A 16,584-nucleotide genomic window follows, 5' to 3' on the forward strand; every position below is an offset into this window, starting at 1 on the left:
AATGTTTTTTTACATGACTGTATCCGAGATACACCGCAGGAGAGCCCTCACCCTCGCTGCGCTCGGGTTCGGGATGACGTGGGGAGTTACGATTATTTTTTATTGATGTGCTCTGAGCGGCGTGTGTTTTTGATTATCTGATAATTCGCATAACCCGGGTTATGCTTCGCTGTACCCGGGCTAGGACTGAGTTATAATGGCTCCAGGAAATTACCTAGGTTAGGTTTTTGCCCTAAGCGATATTGATATACGATGTAGAACGCCATAATATTTTTTAAGTAATTACGTGTTTCTTGCCAGGGTAGTGTCTCTATCCACACATCAATCTCTTTAGGTGGGTGAGTTTTTAACCAATAAACTACTTGCTTTGGCCCAGCATTATATGCTGCTGCGATAAGTATTGGGTGATTGCCAAATCGCTTTGCAAGCTGTTTTAAATAAGCCACACCAATATTGATGTTCTTTTGAGATACAAACAACTGCTTTTGATCACTATAAGGAATCTTGTCTGCTTTTGATACTACTCTCGCCGTATAAGGCATAACTTGCATTAGACCTCGAGCACCAACTGAAGAAGTGGCATCATCTCTAAATCCACTTTCCTGTCGAATAATGGCGTAAATAAACTCTGGTGCAATAGCATATTTTTTGGAATAAAGGGAAATACTGTCTTTATAAGCTAATGGAAATCTTAACGAAAGTTGATTATTTAAGGTTTCGTTATTACTTAAATAGACCGATTTACCATGCCATTGCAGTTTTTGATCGATCCAATAGACCAGTGCGCTTGCTTCATCTTTAGGTAATTCGCTGATGAAATCATTGAGCAAACGTGATGCCTGAAGTGTTTGCTTGGTCATGTAGAGTGTTTGGATTTGCTCGATAAATGCTTGATAGGGTTTCAATACATCCAGGTTTGTTGTGGGAGTTTCATTGGTAAAGCTTGGCTTTTTATTAAGGCGAAGACTGGCAAGAAAACCATAATACTGTCTGTTTTTTGCTAAAGGTTCATAGATTATCCGTGCCTCTGCATTTTTTCCTTGTTCCTCTAAAGAACGTGCTAACCAGTATTGCCAACAGGGTTCATCTTTACGTTTTGAATCATTAATTAACTCAGTGACTTGAGTCCAGCTTTTTCTTTTTAAAGCAAAGCGTATTTGCCAATCCAATAATACATCATTGTAATATTGCGGTTTGACTTTGGAGAACCATTGTAATGCATCTTCATCATTACGCATGGCTTTATAAAGTGCGACATGGGCTAAAAAGGCCTGTTGCTGGGCTTGATTAAGCATTTTTTGAGTTTTGCTTTGTTGCCATAGCTTAAGTGCTTTATTCATATTAATGGAAACCATACGCTTGAGGCCATAAAGGTAGATGCTGCTATTTAATCCACCTTGGGGTAGCTTAATGATGTTCTCAGGATTTTTATAAACGGCATTTAAATTATTTAGCTCAGCGGTGTGGGGTGTTTTATATTGTTTTAATAAATAACGAGCTAATTGGATATTGCGTTGATCTAAAGCCAAATCAATTCGTTGAGTAATTAAATTTTGGTCAAAGTTAGTATCGTTTAAAAGTAAAGTAAACAAACTGTTGCAAGAGGGGGGGCTTGAATCACCGCTTAGCCATAATGGAATAGAGGCTTTTAATGCTTCTTGTTCTTTGCCTGTATTGTAGTTGGCAATTTGCTCATAGCAAACGAGATTTAGATCATTAGAGGGTTGATAATATTGGCTAAAGTGCGTCCAATCTTTATTTTTAGCTAATTCATACAGCCATTTTTCACGTAATTTGGTTGATAAAGGCATTGGGCCATTAATAAAATCCAAAAAGCTTGTACTGGGCGTTGAAGTTGGGAGATTTTGGGTAAAGGATAAGTAGGTATTAAAACGTTCCATATAGGCTTCCCCTGAGAGGGCAAGGCAAACCTGAGAGCTAATAAATCCACAGATGAGTAAAATTACTTTTTTCATAACATTTCTTAATTAATTTTCTTTGATATTTGCTAATTGTTTTCGCATGGCATCAATTGTTTCTTTATAATTTTTGCTCTTGAATACCGCCGCCCCGGCTACAAATTGATTCGCACCTGCGCGCGCCAAAGTAGCAATATTATCTATAGTCACTCCACCATCGACACACAGATCAAGTTGGGGGTAGAGTTTGTGGATTTGAGGGATTTTATCAATAATTTCAGTAATCATCTTTTGCCCCCCAAAGCCGGGATTTACAGTCATTATCAGGATAAAGTCGAGTTTATGGGCACACCAGGTCAAGACATCAATGGGGGTTGCCGGATTTAATACAAGACCTGCTTCACACCCTAAATCTTTGATGAGTTTTAAGCTTCGGTCAAGATGTATGGTGGCATCAGGGTGAATACTAATTCGTTTTGCCCCTGCTTTTGCGAATGCTTCAATTAGTGCATCTACAGGTTCAACCATGAGATGAACATCGATAGGCAGTTTCGGGAACCGTTTAAGAAACGCTTCGCAGAACGCCGGTCCAAATGTTAAATTGGGCACATAATGATTATCCATGACATCAAAATGAATAAAATCTGCTCCTGCGTTCATCACGGATTCTACTTCATCGCCCAGACACGTGAGATCAGCAGATAAAATCGAGGGTAAAATATGATAAGTCATATGAAATTTTTTAAATTTGGATAAGTACGTATATCATATGCTGTCTTGAGAAAACATTCTACGATGTTCAACAAACTGTTGCATTTTATTGTTCTTGGTTCGTCGAAGCAAGCCATTGCAATGCTCTCTGCAGCTTGAAAATTTGGTCAAAATATGAGACAATATGTTTCTATTTCTGCTCTTGCGGTTTTTGAAAATTATCTCAAGATAATGCGAAATTACAGAGACCTAATCATGCTTTTTAGGGAGAATAATATGAGTCAGAACTGGCCTACCAGAGACAAAGATTTACAAGCCGCCCGTGTGATCATGGAAGAATACGCCAGTGAGCGCGAAAGTGACTCATTAGGTCTTTTTGAAATTGTTGTGGATCAAGCGGAAAAAAAAATGAGCTTTCGTTTATCCGCTTGGGTCGTCACCTTAGCAAAACATTATAATTCAATGTATGGTGTGAATCAGGGTGATTTTGTAACACGACAAGTCATTACACGTTGCATTACTCAAGGACAAACACTGCATTAATAGGACTTTCTCAAGAAGCTTATGAGAGTACGTAGGGTCTAATCCAGGCTTTCCACGTTAAAAAATAAGAAATCGCTATTCATTACACAGATTTATCTGGCACATATTGCGCAAAAAAATATTTAAAAAGTCTCGCAAACTGGGTTATCCCTACGTTTACTCAGTATGGTTTCAAGCAACCTGCGCTCAAATTCAACCGTTGCTCAAGATTCAATCATTCCTCTAAAGGGATACGGAAATAAATTTATCGGATTTTACCTATTCGCTATGCATGTTTAGAATTCAAACAGGTATTTATTATAATTTAGTTTATAATCCTCAGAATTTTGGAATTGGACGAGGGCTTGGTTTAGTTGGGTTAATAAGTCGGGGTCAGCAGGGTTGACGGCTATCCCATAGCCATTACCATACATATAAGGTGGGCCTGTTAATTTAAATGAGTCTGATGAATTAGATGCCCAATAAACAGCAGTTGCATTATCCATCAGAATAATATCTACATCTCCTCTAGCCAAGGCTGTGAGTTGGTCTTCAATGCCACTATATTCTTTAATATTGGGATTTTTTACTCCCATCTCCGTAAGTTGGTCTAAAAACACGGTACCCGATTCTAATCCTATCGTTTTAGTATTTAATAGCTCCAGGCTAAACGCTTCTTTTGCAATAGTTTTTCTTTCTAAAAACCGCGAATAACTAAGGAGATAGGGTAAGCTGAAATTGACTATTTTTGCGCGGTCGCTAGTTATCGTTATCGAACTGACAGCCACATCCAGTTTTTTGTTTGCAACGGCATCAATTAATTGAGCAAAACGCATCACATGGAATGCACACGTTCTATTCATGATTTTGCATAGGCTATTCATCATATCAACATCGAAACCATAGGCTTCATTATGTGTTCCTTGCATGACGAATGGGGGGTCAAAGCTTTCAATCCCTACATTTAAAGGTTCACCCTGAGCAAAGAGCGCGGAAGTGGAACAAATAAATGCAATCAGAATTAATCGGATCATTTTTGAATCTATAGAATTTATTGATTTTTATAGGTTATATTATAACGAGAGTATTAATTTTGGGAATGAAAAATAATAAATTTATGCAAATAGAAATTCCTGAGTTATTGCAAACAAAAACATGGTTCATTGAAAAACATCTCTCAGATATCAGCCATCCTTTGCGTGAGAGTGCCATCAAGTTACTCCTTATTAGTGATTATGCATGTAGACAGATTCAATTATTAAAAGCGTTACTTATGGAGGATGAGTGTTGTTCTTTGCTGTCACGCGAAGAGTACTTTCATAATTTGAAGAGTCTGTCTTTTCAAGTGCCACAGGCCACTTATTGGCGTTCACTGCGTCAATTTCGTAATACACATTTTTTGCGCTTACTTCTTCTTGAACTATCTGGTATTGCCAATACCCAACAGATTATGCGTGCATGGTCTGATTGTGCTGATGCGCTTATTTTGCATGCAATTGATTATTGCAAACAAGAATTAGCTCCACGCTATGGTATTCCGCGTGATGAAGTTGGGAATGAAGTTGCGTTATTTACGCTGGCAATGGGAAAGCTGGGAGGCCGGGAGTTAAATTACTCTTCAGATGTTGATCTTATTTTTGCTTATACGGTTGTCGGAGAAACTGATGGCGAGGAGCATATCGATAATCAGCATTATTTTAGTCTACTGGTTAAACAACTTATTCAAACATTGCAAACAGTAACCTCGGATGGATTCGTATTTCGAGTCGATTTAAGATTACGACCCCATGGTGATAGTGGTCCACTGGTTTCAAGTTTGGCGGCAATGGAAACCTATTATCAAGAACAAGGCCGTGATTGGGAACGTTACGCCATGGTTAAGACACGGGTTATTGCTGAGAAGGTGGATGAGGTCCAGTCATGGTTTGAACGTTTAATAGTTCCTTTTGTATATAGACGTTACGTGGATTTTAGTGTAATTGAATCTTTACGTAGTATGAAGGCCATGATTGAGCGAGAAGTTCAATTAAATCCACGATTGGATGATATAAAAAGGGGGCAAGGTGGAATTAGGGAAGTAGAGTTTGTTATTCAAAATTTTCAGTTAATTCGGGGCGGTCGTTTGCCGCAATTACAAGAGCAAAATGCTTTGGCGGCACTTGCTGTTTTAAAACATGAGAAGCTCTTGTCTCATACCGATGCCTTAAAGCAAGCGTATCTTTTTTTACGTAAACTCGAAAACACACTCCAGAGTTTAAATGATCAGCAGACTCACTCCTTGCCTGAAGATCCGGTGAAACAAAAACAAATTACTTTAGCTATGGGGTATCCTTCCTGGGACGATTTAATAAATAAATTACACAAATATCAACGTATTATCAGTTATGCATTCCATTCAGTGCTTGGCACTGTTAAAGATTATGAAGATGAGAAACGATTATTAGCCAATCAATTAGCTAGCCTTTGGCAAGGACATGTTGAAACCAGTATGGCAATTAATTTGTTAACGAGTTTAGGTTTTGCCAATGCAACCCATTGCTATCAAATGATTCATTCCTTCCGTCATAGCCCTCGTTGTCGACGTTTAACACAAGGTGCACGAATGCGTCTGGACCGGTTTATGGTGATGTTGCTTGCTGAACTAACTCATGTTGAAAAAACGGATGAAGTTTTATTACAGGTTATGCATTTGCTCGAAAATATTGTGGGGCGTAGTGCGTATCTTGCTTTGTTAGCCGAGAATCCGCAGGTTTTAACTGAGTTGTTGTTTTGGTTTGCCCAAAGTCCGTTTATTACTTCCTTATTAGTGAACCAACCCTTTTTGTTAGAAGTATTGCTGGATCAGGGACAAGAATGGCGGCCTCAATCGATGCATCAATTACAAAGGCTATTAGTAGAAAAACTAGCCCATCATCCCGATGTTGAAGTACAAGAAGAACTATTGCGCCAATTTAAGCTAACCAATTGGTTAATGGCTGCACGTGCCGAACTTTATGGGTTTTGTAATGCAGTGCGTATTGGTCAATTTTTGTCGGATGTGGCGCAAGTTATTGTAAATCATGTTTTATTGATCGCGAGCGAACAATTATGTTTGCGATACCCTGAAATGGGACAAGCAAAATCACATTTTGTAATTATCGCGTATGGGAAATTGGGCAGTCGCGAAATGAATTATGCCTCTGATTTGGATTTGGTATTTTTACATTCGGCCAAACCCTCCGAAGAAGCATTGATAACTCGTTTAACTCAAAAGATTCTCCACATGTTGACTACTCGTTCCCAGTCGGGGGTGCTTTATACAGTAGATACACGTCTCAGGCCTTCGGGGGCGGCGGGACTGTTGGTGAGTCATGTTGACGCGTTTGTTGCGTATCAAAAAAATCAGGCATGGACATGGGAGCATCAAGCGTTATTAAAAGCACGTATTCTGACGGGAAATGCGAGGATCCGTCATACCTTTTTGCAATTGAAAAAATCTGTATTGTTATTGACCCGAGATAAGCCTACATTGTTGCAAGATGTATTGTCGATGAGATCCAAAATGGAACAATACCAAGATCGGAATTCTATTTCTGGTGGTTTGTTGGACTTGGAATTTTTAGTTCAGTTTTTAATGCTTCATTTGGGAGAGCCTTCTTTTGCTCGGTATACCAATACTCTAAGTCAACTACATCATTTGTTTTTAGCAGGTGCTTTAAGTAAAGAGCAGTACATTTTTTTTAAGAAAGCATATAAGAAACACCATCAGTTATTGCATCAGAGTTTACTGCGGCCAGGCGCTGTAAAGAGCAAAAACATGCAGGATCAGATATTGGCAATGTGCAAAGAAATTTTTAATCGTTTCCTGTAGCATCGGTGAGCATAGCGAAACTCGAGGATAAGAAGAGAGGGCCCGGGTTATGGTGCGTCTTCACCCAGGCTAGTTTCATGTTATTTTTTGAATTCGGCGTAGAGGTCATAATCATCACTGTCAGTAATCAAAACCTCCGCAAAAGATCCTGCTTTAATGCCTGGGGTCGGTGGTAGTATAACAAGACCATCAATTTCTGGGGCATCACTTTGGCTACGTGCAATAATCTGCTCCTGATTTACTTCATCAATTAATACGGTTTGGGTACTACCGATTTTATTTTCTAATTTATTGCGGCTAATTTCTGCTTGTAATTGCATGAAGCGATGATAACGTTCTTCTTTAATTTCTTCTGGAACTGGAGCACTTAATTCATTCGCTTTGGCCCCTTCAACTGGAGAGTATTTGAAACAACCCACCCTGTCTAACTGTGCCTCCTCAAGGAAGTCGAGCAGCTCTTCAAATTCTTCTTCTGTTTCCCCGGGAAAACCAACAATAAAAGTTGAGCGCAGTGTAATATCAGGGCAAGTTTCTCGCCAAGAAGCAATACGTAATAAGGTATTTTCGCTGCTTGCCGGGCGTTTCATTGCTTTAAGTACTCGCGAATTAGCATGTTGTAATGGAATATCCAGATATGGAAGAATCAATCCATCTCGCATCAAAGGGATAATCTCATCTACATGCGGATAAGGATAAACATAATGCAGACGAATCCAAATGCCTAACTCTCCTAATTGTTCGCACAAATCATAAAAGCGTGTGTTAACTGTTTTGTCCTTCCAGGTTATTGGTTGATAACGTGTATCTACTCCATAGGCACTTGTATCCTGAGAAATTACCAAGATTTCATTAACACCTGCATCTTTCAATTTGTTGGCTTCAGTTAAAACTTGGGCCATCGGGTAACTTTGTAATTTTCCACGCATGGTAGGGATTATGCAAAAAGTACATTTTTGATTGCATCCCTCAGATATTTTCAAGTAGGCATAATGCCGTGGAGTTAATTTGATTCCTTGAGGCGGAATAAGTTGTGTGAATGGATCCGCAGGTGGAGGCAAATGCTGGTGAACTGCATTGATTACTTCTTCATAGGCATGTGCGCCACTAATATGCAAAACATCTGGGCATGTCTCTTTAATAATCTCTGCTTTAGCGCCTAAGCAACCTGTGACAATAACACGTCCATTTTCTGCCATTGCTTCTTTGATTGTATCCAATGATTCTTTGACGGCACTATCAATAAACCCACAGGTATTGATGACCACCACACCTGCATCCTGATAACTGGATACCAATTCATATCCTTGAGCACGCAGCTGGGTAATGATGCGTTCTGAATCGACCAGCGCTTTGGGACATCCCAGGCTAACAAAACCTACTTTATGATTCATAAAACTCTAACTGTAAAAAAAGTGAACGAATTATACATCTTAATGAGTCTTATTGTCGACAGGATTATGATGATTTAAATCATTTTTAATTGTTGTACGTACCTGATTATTTTGGTTTAAAAAAAGTATACGCTATAACTCGATCCCCAAGTTTTTTAATTTGACATATCAGATAAGACCAATTAAGAAGCCCTCCTATATTTCAAAGAGTCTGTTGACTCTAATCGAATTGGGGTTCTATTACTAAGTTGTTTACCAGAGGGAGCAAGAAGAATCACTTGCTTTCTGTTCACCACCCGGATGGCAATATTCTTGGAAAAACTAGGGTATGAATTAAAATAAGTACTTATCTTTTTCTCATGACCGTTGCTTCGGATAACTTGGTTAGACCTCAACTGGCTTATGACTTGTGTTCCTACGCCAAAGACTTGGCTAGCTTCATTCATAAATTGTTTATTGCCGTAAAGAGCATCAGCTAAGATACACTGAACATGCAAGTTAGCTTGCCGAGACTAATTCTTTCAAACTGAGCCCAGCAAACACTATTCGTTAAAATAATGGCAGTGATGCAAAATGATAACCACCAGCGCTGACGCCGTGTAATTTTTTTCCCCAGGACTTTCGACTTCGATACATTGATTAATCGACTCAATAAATTCTTTTGCAAAATCAAGAGGTTCTTTGAAGAACATCCTTTCTCATGCCAATATAATGCGCACAAATCTAACTGAGAGTGTTGATTTATCAAAGAGCTATAATAGTTGTCAGATTAAAACACTTGAGGATCGAGATTATAAATAATCATTTTATTATGCGTTGGCTATAATTAAACTAGAAATGGGTTGCTAGTGCTAATGCATTATGATCCATTTAGTTTCTTATATACTTAAATTATTGATGATTTCTTTGAGGAATTAAATATGACGGCAGAAAAAGTATCCTTAACCGATTCTTCAGAAAACCTCAATTCAGATGAATTAAAAGCAATAAATAAAAAACTGGATGAATCAATAAAATCAAAAAAAGATGGTGGGATGATTGGATTTTCTCCATCAACAGAAGACTCAAATAAAAATAGTTTTCTCGATCTGAGCTCATTTAGATTAGGTTTAAATACCCCCAATGATGTTAAGGAATTTTTATTATCATCCTCTGGAAAAAAAGCAATCCATGAAATTTTGGTTGAGGAAGCTCATCAGGAAACTATCAAAGAAGAAAAAAAATTACAAATTCAAGAACAATTAATGAAGGAGGAGCAAATAAAATTTCTTCTATTTCGTATGCTTCTTGAAGACGAAACGGAATCCAAGAAAGCTCAAGATGAGTTAATTGCGCTGCAACAAGAAGAAAAAATTAAAGCAGAGTCTAATGCACAAAAAAAGACCAAAGCAAATGAACCCAAAAAAGATGCTCAAGACCCACTAGAACCTTATGATAAATCGATTAAAAAACTTGATGATGATAAAAAAGATCTTGAGCAGCGTGCAAAAAAATTAAAGGAAGAGCGGGGATTACTTACTGCAAAATATGATACTTATGATAAGGACACTAAAGAATTTTATAATGCTAACTTTGATGAAAAAGTATAGAGACAATTAAAGCTGATATTGCGGTACTCGAGAAACAACAAGACACGATTGCAGAAAAAATGATGAATGCAACGGACGATAATGAAGCTCATGCACTTGCAAATGATCTCAATAGCATGAACCAGAAAATCATAAATTTAAAGGAAATAGTCGCTGTCAAAGAAGGGGGAAAAAAATTTATTGATGCTGATGGAAATTCTGAAGATAAAAATGGAAATCCTATTAACTTCAAAAATGCAGCTTTTGTTGTTGCTAAAGATCAGAATATAGCTAAAGATGAGGAGGGTAGTTATTATCTCCTGAAGGATAAACAAAAATTTGACGACATGAGTCCAGAGGAAAAGAAGACAGCTCAAGAAGATTTTAAACGTGCGAAAATGGATATCAAAGTTGTAAAAGACGTAGTTGAAGATGTTAAGACTGAAGAATTAGATTTTAACACAACAAGGATGGCGCAAAATAAAGTCGAACAATCATTGGTACAAAAACAACTCGATTTGCAGCATGAAGCTCGTCGGGATGCAGAAAAAAATTTAGCACAGAAAAAAGATCAGCCTGCTAAGTCTGAGCCTGCTAAGTCTGAGCCTGCTAAGTCTGAGCCTAAATCAACACCAAAGGAAAAAAATCCTTATCTTGCCTTAAATGACCAGATGGCTCAGGTTGTTGCAGAAATTCAAGGAATTATAAACGACGGATTAAAAGATTTGGCGAAAGCAGGCTTTGATAAAGCCAAACAGACAGCTATAGGGCAATCCCTGGGTAGGTTATCAGATGCAATAACACAGAAGGGAGATGAACTGAAACAAGAGCTAATGGATAAAGTAGGCGAAAAACTGGATGACCTTAAAAATAGCAAACAGGGTCAAGCTGTTGGCGCGTTAAAAGATACTCTAGGCTCTGTTAAAGATGCAATTAGTCGTGGACTTGTAAGTGGTATAGATAAAATTATAGACAAGGTAAAAGACATAGGCTCGGATGAAAATCCAGATAATTCCATCGAGCTTAGCTCTCCAGCTAATAGTATTACTAGTCTCATTTCCAGAGCAAAAAATTGGTTTGATTCCATAGACTTTGAAAAGCTTGCAAAAGAGCCGGAATCCACTCCAAAACCAACAGAAAGTCCCTCTTTGGAAGAGGAGTCAACATCAACAATGAAAACCAGGTAAAAAAGGAAGTGTAATATTTGTGGTTATGATTAAACCTATCTAACAGTTCAATTGCTTTCATTATAGGAACGCTTATCCCTATCACCCTGTTGTCAACATACCGCAAGAAATGCCCGTGACTGTTTTTCTTAAAAGAGGTAAATCCTTCCTCTTCATGGCTTCAATCTAAATGAGACTCAATGGATGGAGCAGGGTTGATCTTAGTTGAATAACGTCAATTCGATAAAACTGTATAATTGACGAACATGTTGATAAGTATAATTATTTGAAAAATAGGATCTTCTATGATCTTATAGCGTAGTTCTTGGCCGAAAACGCCAATAGATAAGAACAAAAGGTCTTAAGATGAGTAAATTAATTGGATTATTCTGTATTGTCGATGATTTTTGTAATGAATTTATGCCTGAATTTGAGAGTCATTTATTGGCTGTATCTGCAAAGATTTGGAGAACTAAGTGTAGTATGCCAATGTCAAAAATTATGACCATAGTGATTCATTTCCACCAATCGCATTATCGTGACTTCAAAGCTTATTACGAAAATATTTTGAGTAAAGCTCTAACCCCCTATTTTCTCAATATGCTAAGTTACAGCCGTTTTGTCGAAGTAAAAAAATCAGCATTGTTGCCTCTGATCTTTTTTATTTATTACCAATAAAAAACAAAGACAGGGATTTACTTTATAGTCGATCCTCAAGTTTTTTAATTTTTTACTACTCAAATTCATAGCGCGGGAGAGGGGGGCAAATCGAACTAACCTGAAAACTCCGTACTCAGATTCAGTTTGGAAAATCCTATAAAAAAACTTTAGGATCGAGTTTAACCATGGTTTTATTCCATGAAGGAAAATTTTTATTCCTAGAAAAATGGAAAACGGTTCATTTGCAGTGATTAAGATTAATGTGATTCATTAAGTTTATTCGATTTGATTTAAGGTTTTTAAAAATTTATTTGCGGAAACTTCGCCAACCAGTTTGTGATTATTGAGTTCTTTACCTTGGGCATCCAGAAAGATAAAAGTTGGTGGCGCCACAACATGAAAGTAGTTGAGTAGGGCTTTATGTTCGGCATTATTTGCTGTGACATCTATTTTAATTACAACAAACCGCGCTAAGGCTTCTTGCACTTGAGGATCTTTAAATGTAGTTGCTTCCATTACTTTGCAGGAGGTGCACCAATCGGCGTAAAAATCTAGCATCACTGGTTTGCCATTGGCATTGGCTATGGCCTGCTTTATCGTGCTCAAGCTTTGTTCCTGTTGAGGACTAATTGATGCAGCACTTGCTGATTGTATGGTTAATGGTTGTAAGGGATTTGTTGCCCCCATGCTGGCGCCGACCAAAATCAAGAAACCATAGACGAGTAGAATGAGTCCTATTCCCTGATTGAATTTTTCGCGATGGGTTACAGAATAGGTCAGGGCGCCACTGTAAATTCCTGAAAAAATAAGTAAACTTGCCCATAAGAGCATGGTGATCAGTGGGGGGGCTATCCGAGCAATGAGAGAAATGGCTACTGCAATAAAAATAATGCCGAACAGTGACTTGATGGTATTCATCCAGCTTCCTGATTCAGGTAACCATTTGCCAGCAGAAGTACCGATGAGTAGAAGTGGTGTGCCCATCCCCAGGCCTAAAACAAACAAAGTCAGGCAGCCCAGGAGAACGTTCCCGGTTTGAGCAATGTAGGTTAATACTCCAATGAGTGGCGCTGTAACACATGGTGAAAGAATCAGAGTGGATAAACAGCCCATGATTGCGGCCCCAAGATAGTGACCACCTCTTTGATTACTGGAGCCGTGTATCTTCGCTTGCCAAGAATGGGGTAGCTTGAACTCATAAAATCCAAACATGGATATGGCCAGCACAACAAAAATCAGACTAAACACCCCAACAGCCCAGGGTGATTGCATGCTAATTTGCAGATTGGCTCCAAGCAAAGCAACTACAGCTCCGATGATTGAATAGGTAATCGACATACTAAGCACGTAGCTTAACGAGAGAAAAAATGCTTTTCTTGTCGTAATTTCTTTGCCATGACCCACGATAATTCCAGATAAAACGGGAACCATAGGTAAAATGCATGGAGTGAATGATAAAAGTAGACCAAAGCCATAAAAGGAAAATAAAATTAAGAACCAATTGTGGCTCGAAAAGATTTTAGTTACTCCATCTTGTGATTCTTCAATGGCTGCGGGCTGGATATTGGAGGTGGGCTCCATACTCGCTTGTGCTAAAGCCAAATCGTTATCGATGGACAGTTGGATTGTCTTGGTTTCAGGAGCATAACAAAAACCATCATCAGAACATCCCTGATAATGTAAATCAATCAAGGCCTCTCCTGGCTTATTTCCTAAAATTCCAACGGGAATAGAGACTTGATTGCGATACACTGTAAACTCATGCCCCAATTGGTCTACTTTTTTCTCTGTGGGAGGGAAACGCAGGGTTCCTAAATGAAATGTACCATTCTTTTTTGTTGTTAATTTAATGCGTTCGCTATAAAGAAAATAATGGGGTTTTATCTGGAAATTAATAGCAAATGTATTGGGATCAACCTTGCTTACATTTACATGAAATACTTCAGCAGCCGGAAGCGGGTTTGCGTGTAGAGCAAATGTAGTTATGCAGCAAAATAACAATAAAAACCATTTTCTCATTCTGAAAACCTTTATAATACGGAGCTTAAAATACATATATGTAACTATATCAGAACATCATGTAGTGTGAATAAAATTAACCAGTAAAATTTTTTTTATTTTAACCCTTGAAAGTAAATTCCTTGCCCCCATATGCCTGTCAGTGACATTGCAAATTGACTTTAAAGTTTAATTAATCAGGAGATAAAAGCATGAAAATTCGTCCTTTACACGATCGAGTTGTTGTTCGTCGTATGGAAGAAGAGCGTACCACAGCGGGTGGTATTGTTATTCCAGATAGCGCTACTGAAAAACCAATGCGTGGTGAAATCATTGCTGTTGGTGTTGGTAAGGTACTAGACAACGGTGACGTTCGTGCGTTAGCAGTAAAAGTGGGTGATATTGTTCTGTTCGGCAAATACTCAGGTACCGAAGTGAAAATCGACGGTAAAGAACTGGTTGTGATGCGTGAAGACGACATCATGGGTGTAATTGAGAAGTAATCGTTTCATTAGGAGAGAGAGATAATGGCTAAAGAATTACGTTTTGGTGACGATGCGCGTCTACAAATGTTAGCTGGTGTTAATGCATTAGCTGATGCAGTGCAAGTAACAATGGGCCCACGTGGTCGTAATGTTGTCTTAGAAAAAGCTTATGGTGCCCCAACTGTAACTAAAGACGGTGTATCTGTTGCTAAAGAAATCGAGTTTGATCAACGCTTCATGAACATGGGCGCACAAATGGTTAAAGAAGTTGCTTCTAAAACTTCTGATACTGCTGGAGACGGTACTACTACCGCTACTGTATTGGCTCGTGCGATTGTGGTTGAAGGTTATAAAGCAATTGCTGCTGGCATGAATCCTATGGATCTGAAGCGCGGAATTGACAAAGCAGTTGCTGCAATCACTAAAAAATTACAAGCAATGTCCAAGCCTTGCAAAGACAATAAAGCAATTGCTCAAGTAGGTACTATTTCTGCTAACTCTGATGAGGCGATTGGCGCTATTATTGCTAGTGCAATGGATAAAGTAGGTAAAGAAGGTGTTATCACTGTAGAAGACGGTAACAGTCTTGAAAACGAATTATCTGTTGTTGAAGGAATGCAGTTTGATCGTGGTTATATTTCTCCATACTTCATCAACAATCAACAAAACATGACTTGTGAGCTTGAGCATCCATTCATTCTGTTGGTTGACAAGAAAATCTCCAGCATTCGTGATATGTTGTCTGTATTGGAAGGTGTTGCAAAATCAGGCCGTCCATTGTTAATCATTGCAGAAGATGTTGAAGGTGAAGCTTTAGCAACTCTGGTTGTTAACAACATGCGTGGTATTGTTAAAGTATGTGCAGTTAAAGCGCCAGGTTTTGGTGATCGTCGTAAAGCAATGTTGCAAGACATCGCAATTCTGACTAGTGGTGAAGTAATCTCTGAAGAAATTGGTAAGAGCTTAGAAGCTGCTACTTTAGAAGATTTAGGTACTGCAAAACGTGTCGTAGTAACTAAAGAAAACACGACAATTATTGATGGCGAAGGTAAAGCTGCTGATATCAATGCTCGTATCGCTCAAATTCGTGCTCAAATCGAAGAAACTACTTCTGATTATGATCGTGAGAAATTACAAGAGCGTGTTGCTAAACTTTCTGGCGGTGTTGCGGTCATCAAAGTTGGTGCTGCTACTGAAGTAGAAATGAAAGAGAAAAAAGCTCGTGTTGAAGATGCGTTACATGCTACTCGCGCTGCTGTAGAAGAAGGTATCGTAGCTGGTGGTGGTGTTGCTTTAATCCGTGCACAAAAAGCTCTGGACTCTTTAAAAGGCGACAATGACGATCAAAACATGGGTATCAACATTCTACGTCGTGCTATTGAAGCACCAATGCGCCAGATCGTATCAAACGCTGGTTATGAAGCTTCAGTAATTGTAAACAAAGTTTCTGAAAACAAAGACAACTATGGTTTCAATGCTGCGACTGGTGATTTTGGTGACATGGTTGACATGGGTATTTTGGATCCAACTAAAGTAACTCGTATGGCATTACAAAATGCTGCTTCTGTAGCAAGTTTAATGCTGACTACTGAGTGTATGGTTGCTGATTTACCAAAGAAAGATGAAGCTGCTGGTGATATGGGCGGCATGGGTGGAATGGGCGGTATGGGAGGCATGGGCGGCATGATGTAAGCCTCTCTCCATTTCCATTCCTTTAAAAACCCGCCTATATGGCGGGTTTTTTATTGAAAATAATGGAATTTTTGCCGTGTATCATCCAAAATGATGTTGAATAATAAAGTCAGGAGTCATGATGGGAGCAATGATTAAAAAGTTGGAAGTGGTTTTAGCTGATACATATGCCTTGTATCTTAAAACACAAAATTATCACTGGCATGTTAAGGGAATGCAATTTAAAAGTTTGCATGAATTATTTGAAATGCAATATAAAGCATTGGCAGAGGCTGTTGATGAAATTGCAGAGCGCATTTTAATTATGGGACATAAGGCTCCGGCTACGTTTACGGCATTGAATCAATTAAAAACAATTAAAGATGGTGACTCAAATATTGATGCGAATCACATGGTGAGCGAACTGGCTCAAGATCATGGGATTTTGGTTAAAGATTTAAACACAGCAGTTAAACTCGCACAGGAGCATGATGATGAAGGGACGATTGCTTTGCTCAGTGAACGAATTGCGGCTCATGAAAAAGCACGCTGGATGTTGAATGCGTCTATTGGCTAAAAATAATTTATAGTCATTCTTAGCCTGGGGGAAGCAAAGCGGAACCCGGGTTATATTCTCGGTTCA

The 16,584-nt window shown here is 38.6% G+C and carries 14 protein-coding genes; 8 read left to right on the forward strand and 6 right to left on the reverse strand.

The features are described 5' to 3' along the window. Window positions 1-191 precede the first annotated feature (191 nt). The gene (locus BW930_RS14515; protein WP_058467681.1) at window positions 192-1,976 is read right to left on the reverse strand and encodes a transglycosylase SLT domain-containing protein; all 1,785 of its coding nucleotides are present in this window, start codon (window positions 1,974-1,976) and stop codon (window positions 192-194) included. Between the two features lie 12 nt (window positions 1,977-1,988). Continuing rightward, on the reverse strand, window positions 1,989-2,651 hold the full coding sequence (gene rpe, locus BW930_RS14520; RefSeq protein WP_058467680.1) for a ribulose-phosphate 3-epimerase: 663 nt from the start codon (window positions 2,649-2,651) through the stop codon (window positions 1,989-1,991). A 255-nt stretch (window positions 2,652-2,906) separates the two neighbouring features. Here rpe and BW930_RS14525 point away from each other — a divergent pair, with 255 nt between their 5' ends. Next, window positions 2,907-3,173, forward strand: coding sequence for a hypothetical protein (locus BW930_RS14525; protein WP_058467679.1), 267 nt, complete (start codon window positions 2,907-2,909; stop codon window positions 3,171-3,173). Between the two features lie 275 nt (window positions 3,174-3,448). On the opposite strand, the gene BW930_RS14530 is transcribed toward BW930_RS14525, so the two are convergent. Then, entirely contained in the window at window positions 3,449-4,186 is a 738-nt protein-coding gene (locus BW930_RS14530; RefSeq protein WP_058467678.1) for a transporter substrate-binding domain-containing protein, read from the reverse strand. A gap of 65 nt (window positions 4,187-4,251) precedes the next feature. On the opposite strand from BW930_RS14530, the gene glnE reads away from it, so the two are divergent. After that, window positions 4,252-7,002 (forward strand): bifunctional [glutamate--ammonia ligase]-adenylyl-L-tyrosine phosphorylase/[glutamate--ammonia-ligase] adenylyltransferase, encoded by a 2,751-nt coding sequence (gene glnE / locus BW930_RS14535; protein WP_058467677.1) that lies wholly within the window; start codon window positions 4,252-4,254, stop codon window positions 7,000-7,002. An 80-nt stretch (window positions 7,003-7,082) separates the two neighbouring features. On the opposite strand, the gene rimO is transcribed toward glnE, so the two are convergent. Further along, on the reverse strand, window positions 7,083-8,393 hold the full coding sequence (gene rimO, locus BW930_RS14540; protein ID WP_058467676.1) for a 30S ribosomal protein S12 methylthiotransferase RimO: 1,311 nt from the start codon (window positions 8,391-8,393) through the stop codon (window positions 7,083-7,085). Between the two features lie 542 nt (window positions 8,394-8,935). Then, entirely contained in the window at window positions 8,936-9,085 is a 150-nt protein-coding gene (locus BW930_RS17220; RefSeq protein ID WP_154668515.1) for a hypothetical protein, read from the reverse strand. A gap of 228 nt (window positions 9,086-9,313) precedes the next feature. Between BW930_RS17220 and BW930_RS14545 the strand changes: the two genes are divergently transcribed. The 3 genes from BW930_RS14545 (at window position 9,314) to BW930_RS14555 (ending at window position 11,805) form a co-directional block, all read left to right on the forward strand. Further along, window positions 9,314-9,982, forward strand: coding sequence for a hypothetical protein (locus BW930_RS14545; protein ID WP_058467675.1), 669 nt, complete (start codon window positions 9,314-9,316; stop codon window positions 9,980-9,982). Between the two features lie 47 nt (window positions 9,983-10,029). After that, window positions 10,030-11,148 (forward strand): hypothetical protein, encoded by a 1,119-nt coding sequence (locus BW930_RS14550; RefSeq protein ID WP_349267174.1) that lies wholly within the window; start codon window positions 10,030-10,032, stop codon window positions 11,146-11,148. A gap of 345 nt (window positions 11,149-11,493) precedes the next feature. After that, the gene (locus BW930_RS14555) at window positions 11,494-11,805 is read left to right on the forward strand and encodes a hypothetical protein (RefSeq protein ID WP_058467673.1); all 312 of its coding nucleotides are present in this window, start codon (window positions 11,494-11,496) and stop codon (window positions 11,803-11,805) included. Window positions 11,806-12,063: 258 nt separating this feature from the next. Here BW930_RS14555 and dsbD read toward each other — a convergent pair whose 3' ends face one another. After that, on the reverse strand, window positions 12,064-13,806 hold the full coding sequence (gene dsbD / locus BW930_RS14560; protein ID WP_058467672.1) for a protein-disulfide reductase DsbD: 1,743 nt from the start codon (window positions 13,804-13,806) through the stop codon (window positions 12,064-12,066). Window positions 13,807-13,997: 191 nt separating this feature from the next. Here dsbD and groES point away from each other — a divergent pair, with 191 nt between their 5' ends. The 3 genes from groES to BW930_RS14575 all read left to right on the forward strand — a co-directional run bounded on the left by groES (window position 13,998) and on the right by BW930_RS14575 (window position 16,518). After that, window positions 13,998-14,288, forward strand: a complete 291-nt coding sequence (gene groES, locus BW930_RS14565) for a co-chaperone GroES (RefSeq protein WP_058467671.1) — start codon at window positions 13,998-14,000, stop codon at window positions 14,286-14,288. Between the two features lie 24 nt (window positions 14,289-14,312). Next, window positions 14,313-15,962 (forward strand): chaperonin GroEL, encoded by a 1,650-nt coding sequence (gene groL / locus BW930_RS14570; RefSeq protein ID WP_058467670.1) that lies wholly within the window; start codon window positions 14,313-14,315, stop codon window positions 15,960-15,962. 121 nt (window positions 15,963-16,083) lie between these two features. Continuing rightward, window positions 16,084-16,518, forward strand: a complete 435-nt coding sequence (locus BW930_RS14575; RefSeq protein ID WP_058467669.1) for a Dps family protein — start codon at window positions 16,084-16,086, stop codon at window positions 16,516-16,518. The last annotated feature ends 66 nt before the right edge of the window (window positions 16,519-16,584 follow it).

The organism is Fluoribacter gormanii (assembly GCF_900156395.1).
Lineage (GTDB): Bacteria > Pseudomonadota > Gammaproteobacteria > Legionellales > Legionellaceae > Legionella > Legionella gormanii.